Annotated in this window: 15 protein-coding genes and 1 tRNA gene; 12 read left to right on the top strand and 4 right to left on the bottom strand. The window is 55.5% G+C overall.

Annotated elements, in window-relative coordinates; genetic code table 11:
- The first annotated feature begins 90 nt into the window (after positions 1-90).
- The 6 genes from mepS to yejF all read left to right on the top strand — a co-directional run bounded on the left by mepS (position 91) and on the right by yejF (position 7,956).
- Entirely contained in the window at positions 91-660 is a 570-nt protein-coding gene (gene mepS / locus ACSVHP_RS10885; RefSeq protein ID WP_234671747.1) for a bifunctional murein DD-endopeptidase/murein LD-carboxypeptidase, read from the top strand.
- Between the two features lie 123 nt (positions 661-783).
- Positions 784-2,340, top strand: coding sequence for a cyclic di-GMP phosphodiesterase (locus ACSVHP_RS10890; RefSeq protein WP_447551906.1), 1,557 nt, complete (start codon positions 784-786; stop codon positions 2,338-2,340).
- A 90-nt stretch (positions 2,341-2,430) separates the two neighbouring features.
- Positions 2,431-4,236, top strand: a complete 1,806-nt coding sequence (locus tag ACSVHP_RS10895; RefSeq protein WP_447551915.1) for an extracellular solute-binding protein — start codon at positions 2,431-2,433, stop codon at positions 4,234-4,236.
- A gap of 9 nt (positions 4,237-4,245) precedes the next feature.
- The gene (locus ACSVHP_RS10900) at positions 4,246-5,340 is read left to right on the top strand and encodes a microcin C ABC transporter permease YejB (RefSeq protein WP_234671742.1); all 1,095 of its coding nucleotides are present in this window, start codon (positions 4,246-4,248) and stop codon (positions 5,338-5,340) included.
- Positions 5,340-6,365 carry an ABC transporter permease gene (locus ACSVHP_RS10905; RefSeq protein WP_447551907.1) on the top strand — a complete coding sequence of 342 codons (1,026 nt, stop codon included), beginning with the start codon at positions 5,340-5,342 and terminating at the stop codon, positions 6,363-6,365. Before ACSVHP_RS10900 ends, ACSVHP_RS10905 begins: the two co-directional genes overlap by 1 nt.
- A 1-nt stretch (position 6,366) precedes the next feature.
- Positions 6,367-7,956: a microcin C ABC transporter ATP-binding protein YejF gene (gene yejF, locus ACSVHP_RS10910; protein WP_447551908.1), complete on the top strand. Its 1,590-nt coding sequence runs from the start codon at positions 6,367-6,369 to the stop codon at positions 7,954-7,956.
- A gap of 3 nt (positions 7,957-7,959) precedes the next feature.
- Here yejF and ACSVHP_RS10915 read toward each other — a convergent pair whose 3' ends face one another.
- The 3 genes from ACSVHP_RS10915 to rsuA form a co-directional block, all read right to left on the bottom strand.
- Positions 7,960-8,304 (bottom strand): YejG family protein, encoded by a 345-nt coding sequence (locus ACSVHP_RS10915; protein WP_234671736.1) that lies wholly within the window; start codon positions 8,302-8,304, stop codon positions 7,960-7,962.
- 278 nt (positions 8,305-8,582) lie between these two features.
- Positions 8,583-9,779: a Bcr/CflA family multidrug efflux MFS transporter gene (locus ACSVHP_RS10920; protein WP_234671734.1), complete on the bottom strand. Its 1,197-nt coding sequence runs from the start codon at positions 9,777-9,779 to the stop codon at positions 8,583-8,585.
- A 15-nt stretch (positions 9,780-9,794) separates the two neighbouring features.
- Positions 9,795-10,502 carry a 16S rRNA pseudouridine(516) synthase RsuA gene (gene rsuA, locus ACSVHP_RS10925; RefSeq protein ID WP_234671732.1) on the bottom strand — a complete coding sequence of 236 codons (708 nt, stop codon included), beginning with the start codon at positions 10,500-10,502 and terminating at the stop codon, positions 9,795-9,797.
- Positions 10,503-10,654: 152 nt separating this feature from the next.
- On the opposite strand from rsuA, the gene ACSVHP_RS10930 reads away from it, so the two are divergent.
- Positions 10,655-12,415: a DEAD/DEAH box helicase gene (locus ACSVHP_RS10930; RefSeq protein ID WP_447551909.1), complete on the top strand. Its 1,761-nt coding sequence runs from the start codon at positions 10,655-10,657 to the stop codon at positions 12,413-12,415.
- Positions 12,416-12,540: 125 nt separating this feature from the next.
- Positions 12,541-12,825, top strand: a complete 285-nt coding sequence (rplY, locus tag ACSVHP_RS10935) for a 50S ribosomal protein L25 (protein ID WP_006176451.1) — start codon at positions 12,541-12,543, stop codon at positions 12,823-12,825.
- Positions 12,826-12,877: 52 nt separating this feature from the next.
- Here the strand turns inward: rplY and yejK are convergent, their stop codons facing one another.
- Positions 12,878-13,885, bottom strand: a complete 1,008-nt coding sequence (gene yejK / locus ACSVHP_RS10940; RefSeq protein WP_447551910.1) for a nucleoid-associated protein YejK — start codon at positions 13,883-13,885, stop codon at positions 12,878-12,880.
- 134 nt (positions 13,886-14,019) lie between these two features.
- On the opposite strand from yejK, the gene ACSVHP_RS10945 reads away from it, so the two are divergent.
- From ACSVHP_RS10945 to tssI, 4 genes are all read left to right on the top strand, one after another.
- Entirely contained in the window at positions 14,020-14,247 is a 228-nt protein-coding gene (locus ACSVHP_RS10945) for a YejL family protein (RefSeq protein ID WP_001135586.1), read from the top strand.
- 19 nt (positions 14,248-14,266) lie between these two features.
- Complete coding sequence (gene yejM, locus ACSVHP_RS10950; protein WP_417314859.1) at positions 14,267-16,027, top strand: LPS biosynthesis-modulating metalloenzyme YejM; 1,761 nt, start codon at positions 14,267-14,269, stop codon at positions 16,025-16,027.
- 73 nt (positions 16,028-16,100) lie between these two features.
- Positions 16,101-16,177 (top strand) — tRNA-Pro (locus ACSVHP_RS10955).
- A gap of 390 nt (positions 16,178-16,567) precedes the next feature.
- Positions 16,568-17,806, top strand: a 1,239-nt coding sequence (gene tssI / locus ACSVHP_RS10960) for a type VI secretion system tip protein TssI/VgrG (protein WP_447551911.1), incomplete at its 3' end; no start/stop codon positions are given.

The following is a 17,806-nucleotide window of genomic DNA, read 5'->3' on the forward strand; positions in this document are numbered from 1 at the left end:
GTCTCATTGTGTACGGATAATTAGTCTCGTCACGTTTGGCATTTTTATAACGATATTTATCGTTAAGGACTTCAAGGGAAAATAAACAAAATGGTCAAATCTCAACCGATTTTGAGATATATCTTGCGGGGCATCCCGGCGATTGCAGTAGCGGTTCTGCTTTCAGCTTGTAGTTCGACGAATACCGCAAAGAATATGCATCCTGAGACGCGTGTTGTGGGAATGGAAGATTCCTCTTCACTGCAAGCCTCTCAGGATGAATTTGAAAATATGGTACGTAATCTGGACGTCAAGTCCCGCATTATGGACCAGTATGCTGACTGGAAAGGCGTGCGCTATCGCCTGGGCGGCAGCACTAAGAAAGGCATCGACTGTTCCAGCTTTGTACAACGTACTTTCCGTGAACAGTTTGGGTTAGACCTTCCGCGTTCGACCTACGAACAGCAGGAGATGGGTAAGTCGATTTCTCGTAATAAGCTGCGCACAGGTGATTTAGTTCTGTTCCGCGCCGGTTCTACGGGTCGACATGTTGGCATCTACATTGGTAACGACCAGTTTGTACATGCCTCCACCAGCAGCGGTGTGACCATCTCCAGTATGAACGAACCCTACTGGAAGAAGCGCTACAACGAAGCGCGCCGTGTACTGACCCGCAGTTAATCTGTCATGTTGCCGGTTATCCCTTGGCTGGTAACACGATAAAAAAAAGCACTGCTACGGCAGTGTTTTTTTTTGCCCGTTAAACTCTATACATTCAGCGGTAAACCAGGAACGACACACTCTATGTTCACCCGCTACTTTTCAAGCAACCGTAAGATACTGATGCTCAGTATTATTACCGGCTTAATCACCGCCCTGCTCCTCGGGACCTTGCAGTTTTTCTGGAGCTACCATAAGCGAGAAGCCAAATTCGATGCCCTGATCGTCGATTTGCGCGTGTATATGGAAAGCTATTTCGGTGAGCTAAAAACCTCTATCGACACCCTTCAGCCCCTCACGCTGAATAACTGTCAGGACGTGCGCGCGGAACTGACCTCCCGCGCGGCGTTTAGCATTAACGTCCGCGCCTTTTTGCTGGTCCGCGACAAAAACGCGTTTTGCTCTTCCGCTACCGGGCCGATGAACGTCCCGATGGAGGAGCTGATCCCCGATATACACATTAATAAGCAGCTGGATATGGTGCTGCTGCCCGGTACGCCGATGCTGCCCCACACACCCGCCATCGCTATCTGGTATCGCAATCCGCTGGTAAAAGACGGCGGCGTGTTTACCTCCGTTAATCTCAACCTGACGCCCTATCTTATCTATACCGCCCGTCAGGACGAGTTCACCGGCATTGCGGTGGTGATTGGCAACTACGCGTTATCGACGCGTTCCGGCTCACTGGTGAACGCTCAGGATTTGCCGGACGCCCCAACGCGTACCGCCTCGCTTAAAGAGGTGCCGCTGACGATCAGGCTGTATGCCGAGCCGTGGACCAGCGATGAACTCCTGTTTGCCCTTCTCTTCGGGTTGGTGTGCGGGATTGCCGCTGGCTCGCTGAATTTCTACGTTATGACCATCCGCCTTAACCCTGGAAAAGAGATTTTAACCGCCATTAAGCGCGGGCAGTTCTACGTGGTTTATCAGCCGGTGGTCGATGCCAAAACGCTCAACATGACCGGCGTGGAAGTGCTGATGCGCTGGAAGCATCCGGTGATGGGTGAAATCCCGCCCGATGCGTTTATCAGTTTTGCCGAAGCCCAGCAGCTGATCGTGCCGCTGACGCTGCACCTGTTCGATCTCATTATTAAAGATGCGCCCGCGCTGCAAACGGTGCTGCCGCCGGGTGCGAAGCTCGGGATTAACATCGCGCCGGGCCATCTGCATTCAGAGGGCTTTAAAGACGACATGCGCACCTTCAGCGCCGCCCTGCCGCCGGATCACTTCCAGACCGTTCTGGAGATTACCGAACGCGACATGATCCAGCAGCGCGAAGCCAGCCAGCTGTTCGAGTGGCTGCACCATGAAGGCTTTGAAATTGCAATCGACGACTTTGGTACCGGACACAGCGCGCTGATCTACCTTGAGCGCTTTACCATGGACTACCTGAAAATCGACCGCGGTTTTGTGAACGCAATTGGCACGGAAACCGTCACCTCACCGGTGCTGGATGCCGTGCTGACGCTGGCGCGCCGCCTGAATATGGTCACGGTCGCCGAAGGGGTTGAAACGCCCGAGCAGGCCGCCTGGCTGCGCGAACATGGCGTGAACTATCTGCAAGGCTACTGGATCAGCCGCCCGATGCCGCTGGAGCAGTTCGTAAAATGGCAGCCAGATTTGCCGTCAGGCGGTGAATAATTTCACAACCCCGGCGGCGTCACTTATTATTCAGCGTATCCACGTGCGCCGGTGCGCATGAGTCAGAATAAAAGAGGGAAACGCCGCGAGATGTTAATGCGCTCCGTGTTGCTGCTACTGGCGTTCGTGAGTTTTTCCGGCCAGTCGCAAACCATCAAAGAAAGCTACGCGTTTGCCGTGCTCGGTGAGCCTAAGTACGCGATTAACTTTAATCATTTTGATTACGTCAACCCTGCGGCGCCCAAAGGGGGAAACATTACCCTTTCCGCCATTGGCACCTTTGATAACTTCAACCGCTACGCCCTGCGCGGCGTGGCGGCGGCGAAAACCGACTCCCTTTACGACACGCTTTTTGTCACCTCCGACGATGAGCCGGGCAGCTACTATCCCCTGGTAGCCGAGAATGTTCGCTATGCCGACGACTTCTCATGGGCGGAAATCGCCATCAACCCGCAGGCGCGGTTTCACGACGGTACGCCGGTGAAGGCCAGCGATATCGCCTTTACCTTCCACAAGTTTATGACCGAGGGCGTGCCGCAGTTCCGCCTGGTCTACAAAGGCACCACCGTCAAGGCCATCGCGCCGCTAACCGTGCGGATCGAACAGCCTGAGCCAAACAAAGAGAATATGCTGAGCCTGTTCTCCCTGCCCGTGATGCCGGAATCTTTCTGGAAAAATCATAAGCTGAGCGACCCGCTCTCTACCCCGCCGCTGGCGGGCGGCCCGTACCGCATCACCGACTGGCGAATGGGGCAGTACGTGATTTACTCGCGGGTGAAGGATTACTGGGCGGCCAATTTGCCGGTAAACCGGGGCCGGTGGAATTTCGACACCCTTCGCTATGACTATTACCTCGACGACAACGTGGCGTTCGAGGCCTTCAAGGCGGGCGCGTTTGATTTGCGCGTCGAGAACAGCGCCAAAAACTGGGCGACGCGCTACATCGGCAAAAACTTCGCCAACGGCTACATCGTCAAAGACGAGCACAAAAACGAATCCGCCCAGGATACCCGCTGGCTGGCGTTCAACATCCAGCGCCCGGTGTTCAGCGACCGCCGCGTGCGCGAAGCCATCACCCTGGCGTTTGATTTTGAATGGATGAATAAGGCGCTGTTTTACGGCGCCTACAGCCGCGCTAACAGCTATTTCCAGAACACCGAATACGCCGCGCGTCACTATCCCGATGCCGACGAGCTGACCCTGCTGGTGCCGTTTAAGGCCGATCTCCCGCCCGAGGTGTTTACCACCGTGTTTCAGCCGCCCGCGTCCGACGGCAACGGTTTCGACCGTGACAACCTGCTGAAGGCCAGCAGGCTGCTGGACGAGGCGGGCTGGCCGCTGAAAAATCAAAAGCGGGTTAACACGCAGACGGGCAAGCCGCTGACCTTTGAGCTGTTGATTGCCTCAGGCGCGAACGATCAGTGGGTGATGCCGTTTAAGCAGAACCTCGCCCGGCTGGGGATCACGATGGGTATCCGCCAGGTGGATATCGCACAGCTCACCAATCGCAAGCGCAGCCGGGATTACGACATGATGCAGAGCCTGTGGGCGGCGCAGCCCTGGCCGAGTAGCGATCTGCAAATCTCCTGGGCCTCCGGCTATATCAACTCCTCCTACAACGCCCCCGGCGTGAAAAGCCCGATTATTGACGCCCTGATCGCCAAAATCGTGGCCACCCAGGGCAATAAAGAAAAGCTGCTGCCGCTCGGCCGCGCGCTCGACAGGGTATTGACCTGGAACTATTACATGCTGCCGATGTGGTATATGGGCGAAGACCGCCTGGCGCGCTGGGACAAATTCTCTCAGCCCTCCGTTCGCCCCATCTATTCGCTGGGATTCGAAACCTGGTGGTATGACGTTAATAAAGCCGCCAAACTACCCGCAGAGCGGCGCTAAGGAATCAGAATGGGTGCTTATTTAATTCGCCGCTTATTGCTGGTGATTCCCACGCTGTGGGCCATTATCACCATCAACTTTTTTATCGTGCAAATTGCCCCCGGCGGCCCGGTGGATCAGGCGATTGCCGCCGTTGAGTTCGGCGATCGCGGCGCAATGCCCGGCGGTGGCGGAGAAAGCATGGGCGCAACCCACGCTCGCACCGGGACGGGCAATATTAGTGAAAGCAACTATCGCGGCGGGCGCGGCCTCGATCCGGAGGTGATCGCCGAGATCACCCATCGCTACGGCTTTGATAAGCCGATCCACGAACGCTACTTCACCATGCTGTGGAACTACGTGCGCTTTGATTTTGGCGACAGCCTGTTTCGCAGCGCCTCGGTATTAAGCCTAATCAAGCAAAGCCTGCCCGTATCAATTACCCTCGGGCTGTGGGGGACGCTAATCATCTATCTGGTGTCGATTCCGCTGGGCATTCGCAAGGCGGTCTATAACGGCAGCCGTTTTGATATCTGGAGCAGCACCTTTATTATCGTCGGCTACGCCATTCCGGCATTCCTGTTTGCGGTGCTGCTGATTGTCTTTTTTGCGGGCGGCAGCTACTTCGACATTTTCCCGCTCCGCGGGCTGGTGTCAGCCGATTTCAGCAGCCTGCCGTGGTATAAAAAAATCACCGACTATTTCTGGCACATCACCCTGCCGGTGCTGGCGACGGTGATCGGCGGATTTGCCGCCCTGACGATGCTCACCAAAAACGCCTTTATGGATGAGATCCGCAAACAGTACGTCGTCACCGCCCGGGCAAAAGGGGTGGGCGAGAAACAGATTATGTGGAAGCACGTTTTTCGCAACGCCATGCTGCTGGTCATCGCCGGGTTCCCGGCCACCTTTATCAGCATGTTCTTTACCGGTTCGCTGCTGATCGAGGTCATGTTCTCCCTGAACGGCCTCGGTCTGCTGGGGTATGAAGCCACGGTTTCCCGCGATTATCCGGTGATGTTTGGCACGCTCTATATTTTCACCCTGATTGGCCTGCTGCTGAATATCATCAGCGATATCAGCTATACGCTGGTCGATCCCCGCATTGATTTTGAGGGTCGCTGATGTCGCGCTTAAGCCCCGTTAACCAGGCCCGCTGGGCCCGTTTTCGCCACAACCGCCGCGGCTACTGGTCGCTGTGGATCTTTGCCGTCATCTTTATCTTAAGCATGTGCTCAGAGCTGATTGCCAACGATAAGCCTCTGCTGGTCCACTTTAACGACCGCTGGTACGTGCCCGTGCTGAAGAACTACAGCGAAAGCGATTTCGGCGGCCCCTTCGCCACCCCGGCGCAGTATCAGGATCCGTGGCTTCGCGAACAAATTGATAATCACGGCTGGGCGCTGTGGGCCCCCGTCCGCTTTGGCGCAAACAGCATTAACTTTGCCACCACCGCCCCTTTCCCGTCGCCGCCTTCAGCACAAAACTGGCTGGGGACGGACGCCAACGGCGGCGATGTGCTGGCGCGCATTCTCTACGGCACCCGCATCTCGATTTTGTTCGGGCTGATGCTGACCCTCTTTTCCAGCGTGATGGGCGTGGTGGCGGGCGCGGTTCAGGGTTACTACGGCGGCAAAATCGACCTGTGGGGGCAGCGCTTTATTGAGGTGTGGTCGGGTATGCCGACCCTGTTTTTGATTATCCTGCTCTCAAGCGTGGTGCAGCCAAACTTCTGGTGGCTGCTGGCGATCACGGTGCTGTTCGGCTGGATGGCGCTGGTTGGGGTGGTGCGCGCGGAATTTCTGCGCACCCGAAATTTCGATTACATTCGCGCCGCGCAGGCGCTGGGGGTCAACGATCGGGGGATTATCTTCCGCCACATGCTCCCCAATGCCGTGGTGGCAACCCTCACCTTCCTGCCGTTTATTTTGTGCAGCTCCATCACCACCCTGACGTCGCTGGATTTCCTTGGCTTCGGGCTGCCGCTGGGCTCGCCGTCGCTCGGCGAACTGCTGCTCCAGGGCAAGAATAACCTCCAGGCGCCGTGGCTTGGCATAACGGCGTTTCTCTCCGTGGCGGTGCTTCTCTCGCTGCTGATTTTTATTGGCGAAGCGGTGCGCGATGCCTTCGATCCCAACAAGGCGGTATAAGATGACGCAGCCCCTTCTCCGCATCGAAAATCTGTCGATTGCCTTCTCAAAACAGGGCCAAAGCCAGACCGTGGTCAGCGATCTGTCGTTGCAGATCCAGCGCGGCGAAACGCTGGCGCTGGTGGGCGAATCCGGTTCGGGCAAGAGCGTGTCGGCGCTCTCGGTGCTGCGCCTGCTCCCCTCCCCGCCGGTGAGCTATCCGCAGGGCGATATCCTGTTTCACGGCTCCTCGCTGCTGCACGCGGACGAGCAGACGCTGCGCGGCATCCGCGGCAACAGGATTGCCATGATCTTCCAGGAGCCGATGGTGTCGCTCAATCCGCTGCACACCATAGAGAAACAGCTGTACGAGGTGCTGTGCCTGCACCGGGGAATGCGTAAAGAGGCGGCGCGGGGGGAGATCCTCGACTGCCTTGAGCGCACCGGCATTCGCAATGCGGCAAAACGGCTGACGGATTTTCCGCATCAGCTTTCCGGCGGCGAGCGCCAGCGCGTGATGATTGCGATGGCCCTGCTGACCCGCCCGGAGCTGCTGATTGCCGATGAACCCACAACCGCGCTGGACGTGACCGTGCAGGCGCAAATCCTCCAGCTGCTGCGTGAGCTGCGCGACGAGCTGAACATGAGCCTGCTGTTTATCACCCACAACCTCAGCATTGTGAAGAAGCTGGCGGATAGCGTGGCGGTAATGCAAAACGGGCGCTGCGTGGAGCAAAACGCCGCCCAAACGCTGCTCGCTAATCCGCAGCACCCATATACGAAACGCCTGCTCGACAGCGAACCGTCCGGCTCTCCTGTTCCGCTGCCCGCGAACGGTACGCCGCTGCTGAACGTGGAAAATCTGAAGGTCTCTTTCCCCATCCGCAAAGGCGTGTTGCGCCGCATCGTTGATGACAATCCGGTGCTGAAGAACATCAGCTTTTCCCTGCGTCCGGGCGAGGCGCTGGGGCTGGTGGGAGAATCCGGTTCCGGCAAGAGCACCACCGGGCTGGCGCTGCTGCGCCTGATTAATTCACAGGGGCACATTCTGTTTGACCGCATGTCGCTGCACGACCGCAACCGCCGCCAGATGCTGCCCGTTCGCCCGCGAATGCAGGTTGTTTTTCAGGATCCTAACTCCTCGCTCAATCCACGCCTGAGCGTGTTGCAGATTATCGAGGAAGGGCTTCGCGTTCACCAGACCGCGCTGACGCCAGCGCAGCGCGAACAGGCGGTCATTGGCGTGATGGAAGAGGTCGGGCTGGATCCGGCCACGCGACATCGCTATCCGGCAGAATTTTCCGGCGGACAGCGCCAGCGTATTGCGATTGCCCGCGCGCTGATCCTTAAACCGGCGCTGATTATTCTGGATGAACCCACGTCGTCGCTGGACAGAACCGTGCAGGCGCAGATCCTGGCGCTGTTAAAAGGGTTACAGGAAAAACATCGGCTGGCCTATATCTTTATCAGCCACGATTTGCAGGTGGTACGCGCGTTGTGCCATCAGGTGATTGTGCTGCGACAGGGAGAGGTCGTTGAGCAGGGCGAGTGCCAGCGCGTGTTTGCTGCGCCGACGCAGAGCTACACGCGCCAGCTGTTAGCCTTAAGCTAGCGCTTAGAAAGGGTATTGACCGGAAAAAGGTTCCGCAATCGCCACGCCGAAGTTTTTCAGGCGGCAGGTGGCGGCAAACTCGTCCTGGCTGTTCACAAACAGGCAGGGCTCGCCTTCGCACTCCAGCACCGAGCTCACCACTTCGATATCGGTCAGCGCCTGGCTCAGGCGTTCCATGACCGGCCATGCAGATTCATCGCTCGGGCTAAGCAGCTTAAGCGCAACCAGACAATTCTCGCACCCGGTACCGTTTTGCGGAATCGGTTCAACTTTCGAACCTGCAAAACCCGCCGACCAGCGATAGCTCTGGGGCAAGCGATGGACTATGGAGAGTTGTAATGTATTCACGTTCGTTCCCCGGAAGCAAATTCACTTCACAATTTATTTACAATTATAGTAACACATCATTGTTAACCTGCACTCTTCTGCGGTTTTTATAGGCGTTACAGGCTGACGTCGGCGCTATATGTACCCGTTTCTGCGATCTAACTCAACCTTTTTAAATACAATGACGTGACTTTTTACACAAATATATTTTACATAAAAGAAACAAACACAGGGTAAACGAACGCATCTTTGGTTGATATGCGTCAAAAAAAAGGCCCGAATTGGGCCTTTTAGATGCGCTAGCGTGCCGTTTTTCGCGGCCGACTGGCGTAGAGATAGAAGAGAATCGAACTGGTCGCACAGAATGCAATGGCCCACAGCATCGGCCAGGCGGTGTTAAAGGTCGCGAGAGAGAGCAGCGCGCCCACAATCGCGCCGATACCGAAACGGAACGTCCCCGCCAGCGATGACGCCGTGCCCGCCATGTGCGGGAACTCATCCAGAATCACCGCCATCGCGTTTGACGAGATCATCGACACGCATCCCACGAACGCCGCCACGCCGAGCACCAGCGCCCAGAACCCGATATCGAAGTAGGCGCTGACCACCAGCCAGACAGCCATCGCAAACTGGATCCACAGCCCGGTGCGGAACATGTTCAGCGCCCCTACCCGCCGCACGAAGCGGCTGTTGACGATGGTCAGCAGGAACAGGAAGACGATATTGAGCGCAAAGTAATAACCAAAGTGCTGCGGAGATACGTGGTTAAGCTCGATGTAGACAAACGGCCCGGCGCTGAGGAAGGAGAACATCCCGGCAAAGCTGAAGCCGCTCGCCAGCATGTAGCTCAGCACGCGCTTGTGGCGAAACAGCGAGGCAAAGTTGCCCAGCGTGGTGCGAATATGGAATTTCTGGCGATGCTCGGCGGGGAGCGTTTCATCTATAAAGAAGAAGATCATCGCCGAGGCCAGCAGCGCGGCAATCGCCAGGATCCAGAAAATCGCGTGCCAGCTGAACCACACCAGCACCGCACCGCCCACCATCGGCGCAATCAGCGGCGCGATAGTGGTCACCAGCATGACAAACGACATCATGCGCGAGAACTCCTCTTTCGGATAGATATCGCGCATCAGGGCGTTGATCACCACGCTGGCCGCCGCAGCCGCCAGGCCGTGGAACAGGCGCATGACGATCAGCTGGTCGATACTCTGCGCCAGCGCACAGGCCACCGCCGCCCCGGCGAAAATCAGCGTCCCGCCCAGAATCACCGGCTTGCGTCCGATGCTGTCGGCCATCGGGCCATACAGCAGCTGGCCGATCGCAAAGCCGAGGATGTAGGTACTGAGCGTCATCTGCGCGCTGCCCGCCGGCACGCCGAACTGCGCGGAAATCACCGGCAGCGCGGGCAGATACATATCGATGGACAGCGGCATCAGCATGGCCAGCAGGCCAAGAATGAAGACGATTTTGAAAGACGAGTGTGGCCTGGTGGTCACAGAGTTCTCCTGAAATTAGCGCGAAGCCAGACCGACGCTGGCGATTTCTTCTTCCGTTAACGGGCGGTATTCACCTGGCTCCAGTTCTGGATCGAGTTCAATCGCGCCGATACGCTCGCGGTGCAGGCCAACAACATGATTTCCCACGGCGGCAAACATGCGTTTCACCTGATGATAGCGGCCTTCGCTGATGGTCAGGCGCACTTCGGTCGGGGTGATGATTTCCAGCACCGCCGGTTTGGTCAGATCTTTTTCATTATGCAGCTGAACGCCCTTCTCGAATTGTTCAGCCGTGTCATCGGCAACCGGGGATTCCAGCGTCACCAGATAGGTTTTTTCACAGTGATGGCGCGGGGAGGTAATTCGGTGCGACCACTGGCCGTCGTCGGTCATCAGCACCAGCCCGGTGGTGTCGATATCAAGGCGACCCGCCGCATGAAGCTTATGGGCAACCGGCTCATCGATGAAATAGAGTACCGTCGGGTGATCCGGGTCATCCGTTGAGCAGACGTAGCCTTCCGGCTTGTTGAGCATGAAATAGCGCGGGCCATTTTGCTGGGTCAGCGGATTGCCGTCGTACTCCACCTGATGCTCAGGCAGAAGTTTGAATGAGGAGTCTTTTACAATGTCGCCATCCACGGTAACGCGGCTGGCGCGAATTTCACGCCCGGCAATAGCGCGGCTTACGCTGAGTTGCTGAGCGATAAACTTATCAAGTCGCATGAAGTCTTTTTAGCCTTAATGGTGCTGGAAGTCGGACGACGCGTCCGAAAAAAGAAGCAGTCAAGAAGGGTCCAGTATAATGGTCTGGTTGTGCCACTCAAGGGAAAAAGTTTCGTGGCATACTATAAGAGTGATAACAGAATAGAGACCCCATGACTTTTACACTTCGCCCCTATCAGCAAGAAGCCGTTGATGCCACCCTCGCCTGGTTTCGAAAACACACCGAGCCTGCCGCAATAGTCCTGCCGACCGGGGCGGGCAAAAGCCTGGTGATCGCCGAGCTGGCGCGCGTGGCGCGCGGGCGCGTGCTGGTCCTGGCACACGTTAAGGAGCTGGTGGCGCAAAACCACGCCAAGTACCGCGCGCTGGGTCTGGAGGCCGATATTTTTGCCGCCGGGCTGAAACGTAAAGAGAGCCAGGGCAAAGTGGTGTTTGGCAGCGTGCAGTCCGTTGCGCGAAATCTGGAACACTTTCGCGGCGAGTTTTCGCTGCTGATCGTCGATGAGTGTCACCGCATCAGCGATGACGACGACAGCCAGTACCAGCAAATCCTCACGCACCTGAAAGAGGTGAACCCTCACTTACGTCTGCTGGGGCTGACCGCCACGCCGTTTCGTCTGGGCAAAGGGTGGATTTATCATTTCCATTATCACGGCATGGTGCGCGGAACCGAAAAAGCGCTGTTTCGCGACTGCATTTACGAGCTGCCGCTGCGCTACATGATCAAGCACGGCTATCTGACGCCCCCCGAAAGGCTGGATATGCCGGTGGTGCAGTACGATTTCAGCCGCCTGCAACCGCAGAGTAACGGTCTGTTCAGCGAAGCGGATCTTAACCTTGAGCTGAAAAAACAGCAGCGTATCACCCCGCACATCATCAGCCAGATTGAGGAGTTCGCCCAGACCCGTAAAGGGGTGATGATTTTTGCCGCCACCGTCGAACACGCGCGGGAAATCACCGGGCTGCTTCCCGCCGATGACGCGGCGCTGATCACCGGCGAAACGCCAGGGCCGGAGCGCGATCGGTTAATCGAGGCGTTTAAGGCGCAGCAGTTCCGCTATCTGGTCAACGTGTCGGTATTAACCACCGGGTTTGACGCGCCGCACGTCGATTTAATCGCGATTTTGCGCCCCACCGAATCGGTCAGCCTGTATCAGCAAATTGTCGGACGCGGGCTGCGCCTGGCGCCGGGTAAAACCGACTGCCTGATTCTGGACTACGCGGGAAATCCGCACGATCTATACTCCCCGGAAGTCGGAACGCCAAAAGGCAAAAGTGACAACGTGCCGGTGCAGGTCTTCTGCCCCGCCTGCGGCTTTGCCAACACCTTCTGGGGCAAAACCACCGCCGACGGGACGCTAATCGAACATTTTGGCCGCCGCTGTCAGGGCTGGTTTGAGGATGACGAAGGGCATCGCGAGCAGTGCGACTTCCGCTTCCGCTTTAAAAACTGCCCGCAGTGTAATGCGGAAAACGACATCGCCGCCCGCCGCTGCCGGGAGTGCGACACGGTGCTGGTCGACCCGGACGACATGCTGAAAGCGGCGCTGAAGTTAAAAGATGCGCTGGTGCTTCGCTGCTCCGGCATGGCGCTGCAAGCCGGGGCGGATGACAAAGGCGAGTGGCTGAAAATCACCTATTACGACGAAGACGGCGCGGACGTTAGCGAGCGCTTTCGCCTGCACACGCCCGCCCAGCGCACCGCGTTTGAGCAGCTCTTTATTCGCCCGCACACCCGCACCCCGGGCGTGCCGCTACGCTGGATAACCGCCGCCGATATCCTGCATCAGCAGGTCCTGTTACGCCATCCGGATTTCGTGGTTGCCCGCCTGAAAGGCCAGTACTGGCAGGTGCGCGAGAAGGTCTTTGACTATGAGGGACGTTTCCGCCGCGCCAATGAATTGCGCGGATAACGGGACTTTTCATTGATGTGAGGGGCGATTGAGTATAAAATGCCGCCCGCTTCACATCCGTGAGGCAGAACACTCACCTGCTGCTGGGTCGCCTGTAGCAGGGTTTTAAATACAGAGAGAAATCAATGTTCACTATCGAAGCAGAAGTACGTAACGTGCAGGGTAAGGGTGCGAGCCGCCGCCTGCGTAACGCTAACAAGTTCCCGGCTATCGTTTACGGTGGCGAAGCTGCTCCAGTTGCTATCGAACTGGATCACGACAAAGTATGGAACATGCAGACTAAAGCTGAATTCTACAGCGAAGTTCTGACCATCGTTGTTGGCGGTAAAGAAGAAAAAGTGAAGGTTCAGGCTGTTCAGCGTCACCCGTTCAAGCCAAAACTGTCTCACATCGACTTCGTTCGCGCGTAATCGCAAACACGTCGAATAAAAACCCCGCTTATGCGGGGTTTTTTTATGGCTGCTATTTACCGCCTGACGTCCGGCGTTGCAGCTGATCGCGCAGGTTTGGCGGCGTACCCTTAATCGTCAGGGTGTCGGTGGCCGGATCCCAGAAAATGCGTTCGCCAAGCAGCATGGCATCAAAGTTCACGGTTAATCCACCGCCGCTTCCGGCAAACTTGGTTAACTGACGCAGCGTACTGCGATCCGCCGGGAAGCTCTCTTCCAGCTCATAGCCCTTCTCAGCAGTGAACTCCTGGAAGCTCACCTCGCTGACGCCCGCCAGCTCTTTGGAAAGCGACTCCAGCTCAATCTCTTCACCCGCCTGCAACTGCTCGTTGCAATAGCTGTACACCTGCTGGCGCACGGTCTGGCGTTCTGATTTATCGAGCTGCGCTTCAGCGGTGAAGTCGTCAACGGCCTGCAACAGACCTTTGTTCTGCGCTTTGGCGTTAAGCCCTTCGGTGGCACCGAGGAAGTCCATAAAGAAATCCGCCACTTTGCGCCCGACGCGCCCTTTCAGGAAGGTCAGGTAGCGGGTGGATTCCGGATTGGTTTCCCACTCGGTCAGATCGATACGCGCCACGATATCCGCATGGTTAATATCCAGATAGTGCGTGGAGCTGATGTCCAGCTGCTCGTTGACGCGCATACTGCTTAAGTTGTTCAGCACGGTAACCAGCAGGTATTCCACTGCCAGATAGCGGTACTGGCAGAACAGAACGATACCGCCGTCCGCGAACGGGTATTTCGCCAGCTCATCGCGCAGACGCCCGGTTGCCGCACGGCTGAACGCCAGAAAATCTTCCTCGCCCTGACGTTGCAGGCGCAGGCTATCCGCCAGTTCGCTCTCTTCACTGAACAGGCCATAGGCTTTATTTTTCGCGCTATAAACGCGATGCAGTTCCGCCATCATTTCAACGACGGTAGGCGTTGGTTCCAGTAACGAATCGCGCAGCACCACTTCAAGGGTTTGCTCATCACGCTTGATAAGCTGGTGCAAGGCAATCTGGTTGATATCCAGACTCATGATAAACTCTCCTTTTAGACCGGGCGGTATTCAACCACCACCAACGCATGTGTGCAACAAGAGATAAAAAAGGGGAAAAAAAGCCGTCGCTACGGTAATATGTTGCCCTTTCATCAACGAAATGATTTTGATTTATGCCACAACATTCCCGCTACAGTGATGAACACGTTGAACAATTGCTCAGTGAGCTGGTCAACGTACTGGAAAAACATAAAACGCCGACCGATCTTTCCCTGATGGTGTTGGGAAATATGGTCACCAACCTGATCAATACCAGCGTTGCTCCGGCTCAGCGTCAGGCGATCGCCAAATCTTTCGCCCAGGCTTTGCAGTCTTCCGTCAGCGACGACCAGGCCCACTAAGGGAAACGAACAACAGTTTATGGTGACGAATCGTCAGCGCTACCGTGAAAAAGTCTCCCAGATGGTTAGCTGGGGGCACTGGTTTGCCCTGTTCAACATTCTGTTGGCCACGGTACTCGGCTGCCGTTATCTGTTTGTGGCGGACTGGCCAACCACGTTAACCGGGCGTATCTACTCCTGGATGAGCGTCGTTGGTCATTTTAGTTTCCTCGTTTTCGCCACCTATCTGCTGATTCTGTTCCCCCTGACGTTTATCGTCATGTCGCAACGTCTGATGCGGTTCTTGTCCGCTATCCTTGCGACGGCGGGCATGACGCTGCTGCTTATCGACAGCGAAGTCTTTACCCGTTTCCACCTCCATCTCAACCCGATCGTCTGGGAACTGGTGATTAACCCTGACCAGAACGAAACCGCGCGCGACTGGCAGCTGATGTTTATCAGCGTGCCGGTGATCCTGCTCATTGAGATGCTCTTTGCAACGTGGAGCTGGCAAAAGCTCCGCAGTTTGACCCGGCGACGCCACTACGCGAAGCCCGTCGCGGCCCTGTTCTTCGTATCCTTTATTAGTTCGCACCTCATGTATATCTGGGCGGATGCGAACTTCTATCGCCCGATCACCATGCAGCGCGCGAACCTGCCGCTCTCTTACCCAATGACGGCGCGCCGCTTCCTTGAAAAACACGGCCTGCTGGACGCGCAGGAGTATCAGCGTCGTCTGGTGGAGCAAGGCAATCCGGAGGCGGTTACCGTTCAGTACCCGCTGAGCGACCTGCGCTACCGTGATATGGGACGCGGGCAAAACGTACTGCTGATTACCGTCGATGGCCTGAACTACTCGCGCTACGAGAAACAGATGCCTGCGCTTGCCGAGTTCGGCAATCAAAACGTCACCTTTACGCAGCATATGAGCTCGGGCAGTTCTACCGATGCCGGGATCTTTGGCCTGTTCTACGGTATCTCTGCGGGATATATGGACGGCGTGCTGTCGGCGCGTATTCCGGCCGCGCTGATCACCGGGCTAAATCAGCAGGGCTATCAGTTAGGGCTGTTCTCCTCGGATGGCTTTAACAGCTCGCTGTATCGTCAGGCGCTGTTATCCGACTTCTCGCTCCCAGCCGCGAAGAGCCAGTCCGACGAGCAGACGGCCAGTCAGTGGGTAAACTGGCTTCAGCGCTATGCGCAGGAAGACAACCGCTGGTTCTCCTGGGTGGCCTTTAACGGCACCACGCTTGTCGACAGTAATCAGAAAGGCTTTGCGCGCCGTTACAGCCGCGCGGCGGGCGACGTTGACGCGCAAATCGTCCGCGTGCTGAACGCGCTGCGTGAATCCGGCAAGCTGGATAATACGGTGGTGATTATCACCGCGGGTCACGGCATACCGCTGGGTGACGAAACCAGGAGCATGACCTGGTCGCGCCCTAACCTTCAGGTGCCGCTGGTGGTTCACTGGCCGGGCACCCCTGCGCAGCGCATTAACATGCTGACCGATCATAAAGATGTGATGACCACGCTGATGCAGCGTCTGCTGCACGTGAGCACGCCGGCGAATGAGTACTCGCAAGGTCAGGATCTGTTTAGCGCCACCCGTCGTCATAACTGGGTCACCGCCGCTGGCAATAATACGCTGGCCGTCACCACCCCTGAGCTGACGCTGGTGCTGAACAGCAACGGTAATTACCAGACCTATAATCTCCAGGGTGAGAAGCTGCACGATCAGAAACCGCAGCTCAGCCTGCTCTTACAGGTGCTGACGGACGAGAAACGCTTCATCGCTAACTGATTAATTTTAAATCAGTTAGCGTTAGGTTCCCTTGCAATCAAAACGGAATCGAGTAGTATTCTTGTCAATGCGTCGGCACGTAGCGCAGCCTGGTAGCGCACCGTCATGGGGTGTCGGGGGTCGGAGGTTCAAATCCTCTCGTGCCGACCAACTTTTTTTATGAACAATCCGCATCAATTCATAAACCAAACAAAAACAGCGAGTCTTAGAGCTCGCTGTTTTTTGTTCCTAAGGCTTATAATTAAGCACGCTTCGCGCAAAAGCTGACACCATCCTCTCCCAAGTCATTTATGCTTATCCGCACGCATAACGATATCTTAAATATTTTCAAACAGTCTTAAGTTAACTCTTCTAATCATAATCAATAATAACTTCCTGAATTTTCGAAATGAATAATTTATCTTATAAATTCACTTACGGACTTGACTCAACGTTTTGTTAGTAAAAATAAAAAAGAATCTGGTACCTTTCAAAAGCATGTCTGGATGCATGGATAATATCGATACGTGAGTTTTTTCGGAACGTATCCAGGAGGGATTTATGTCATTAAATAGACTACGTTTTACGTTGGAAGTTGATGGTCAAGAACCGGAAACTTTCGCAGTGGTGGCCTTTTGGCTTAGCCAGGACTACTCTTTTCCCTTTATTCTGGATGTCGATGTTGCCAGTTACTCATTTGATCGGCAAGCTAAAAACCTCCTTGAAAAAAATGCAAAACTCACTATCTGGGAAGGCTCAAAAGCGCTTAGATTAATCAACGGTTTCATTTCGGGCTTTGAAATTAAGGAGGATAATCACTGGCAAATGCAGTACCGTTTAAGAATACAGTCTCCACTTTCACGTTGTGATTTGCGGCAAAATTTTCGTATTTTCCAACAACAGACTATCTTGACCATTTCAGATACGCTACTCAGGGAAAATGGTGTTACAAACTGGGAACCGATATTATATGAAAACCATTCCCCTCGTGAATTTTGCGTCCAATATGGCGAAAGCGATTTGGTTTTTTTGTCACGTATTTGGGCTGAAGAAGGTATTTTCTTCTACGACAATGTAAACGTAGATCGGTCAGAGCAAAAAATTACTCTTTGTGACAACGTAGAAGGCCTGAATCAGATTAAAGATGCGCTTCCTTTTATATCCTTATCGTCTACAGGAAACGTAAATGAATGTATTAGCGAATTTCATTACGAAGCTAATGTTCGCCCTTCATCCGTTTTGAGCAAAGACTACACCTTTAAAGCGCCAGGATGGTCGGGACAATGCATTCAAAAAGGCGAACATCTAAATAATCAGCTTACACAATATGAGATCGTTGATTATCCAGGACGCTTTAAAGATGAGCAGTGTGGGCAAGATTTTACGCGCTATCAAATGGAAGGACTACGCAACGATGCCGAAATAGCAACGGGGACCAGTAACTCCCCTTCGCTGTGGCCGGGCAATTCCTTTTCACTCACAGGCCATCCTCAGGAAACACTGAACCGCGAGTGGCAGGTCGTTGGTTCAATGTTAAAGGGCCAACAACCGCAGGCATTGCACGATTGTCAGGGATATGGAACCACCTTAAGCAATCAGTTTGAGGCCATTCCGGCCGACCGAACCTGGCGCTCTCAACCGCTGGAAAAACCTAAAGTCGATGGCCCGCAAAGCGCCGTCGTCACCGGGCCAGCGGGAGAAGAAATTTTCTGCGACGAACATGGCCGGGTGCGGGTGAAGTTCCGCTGGGATCGCAACAGCCCGAAAAGCCCTGAAGACACCTCCTGCTGGGTGCGCGTA

It is taken from the genome of Enterobacter sp. 186315 (genome assembly GCF_053290175.1).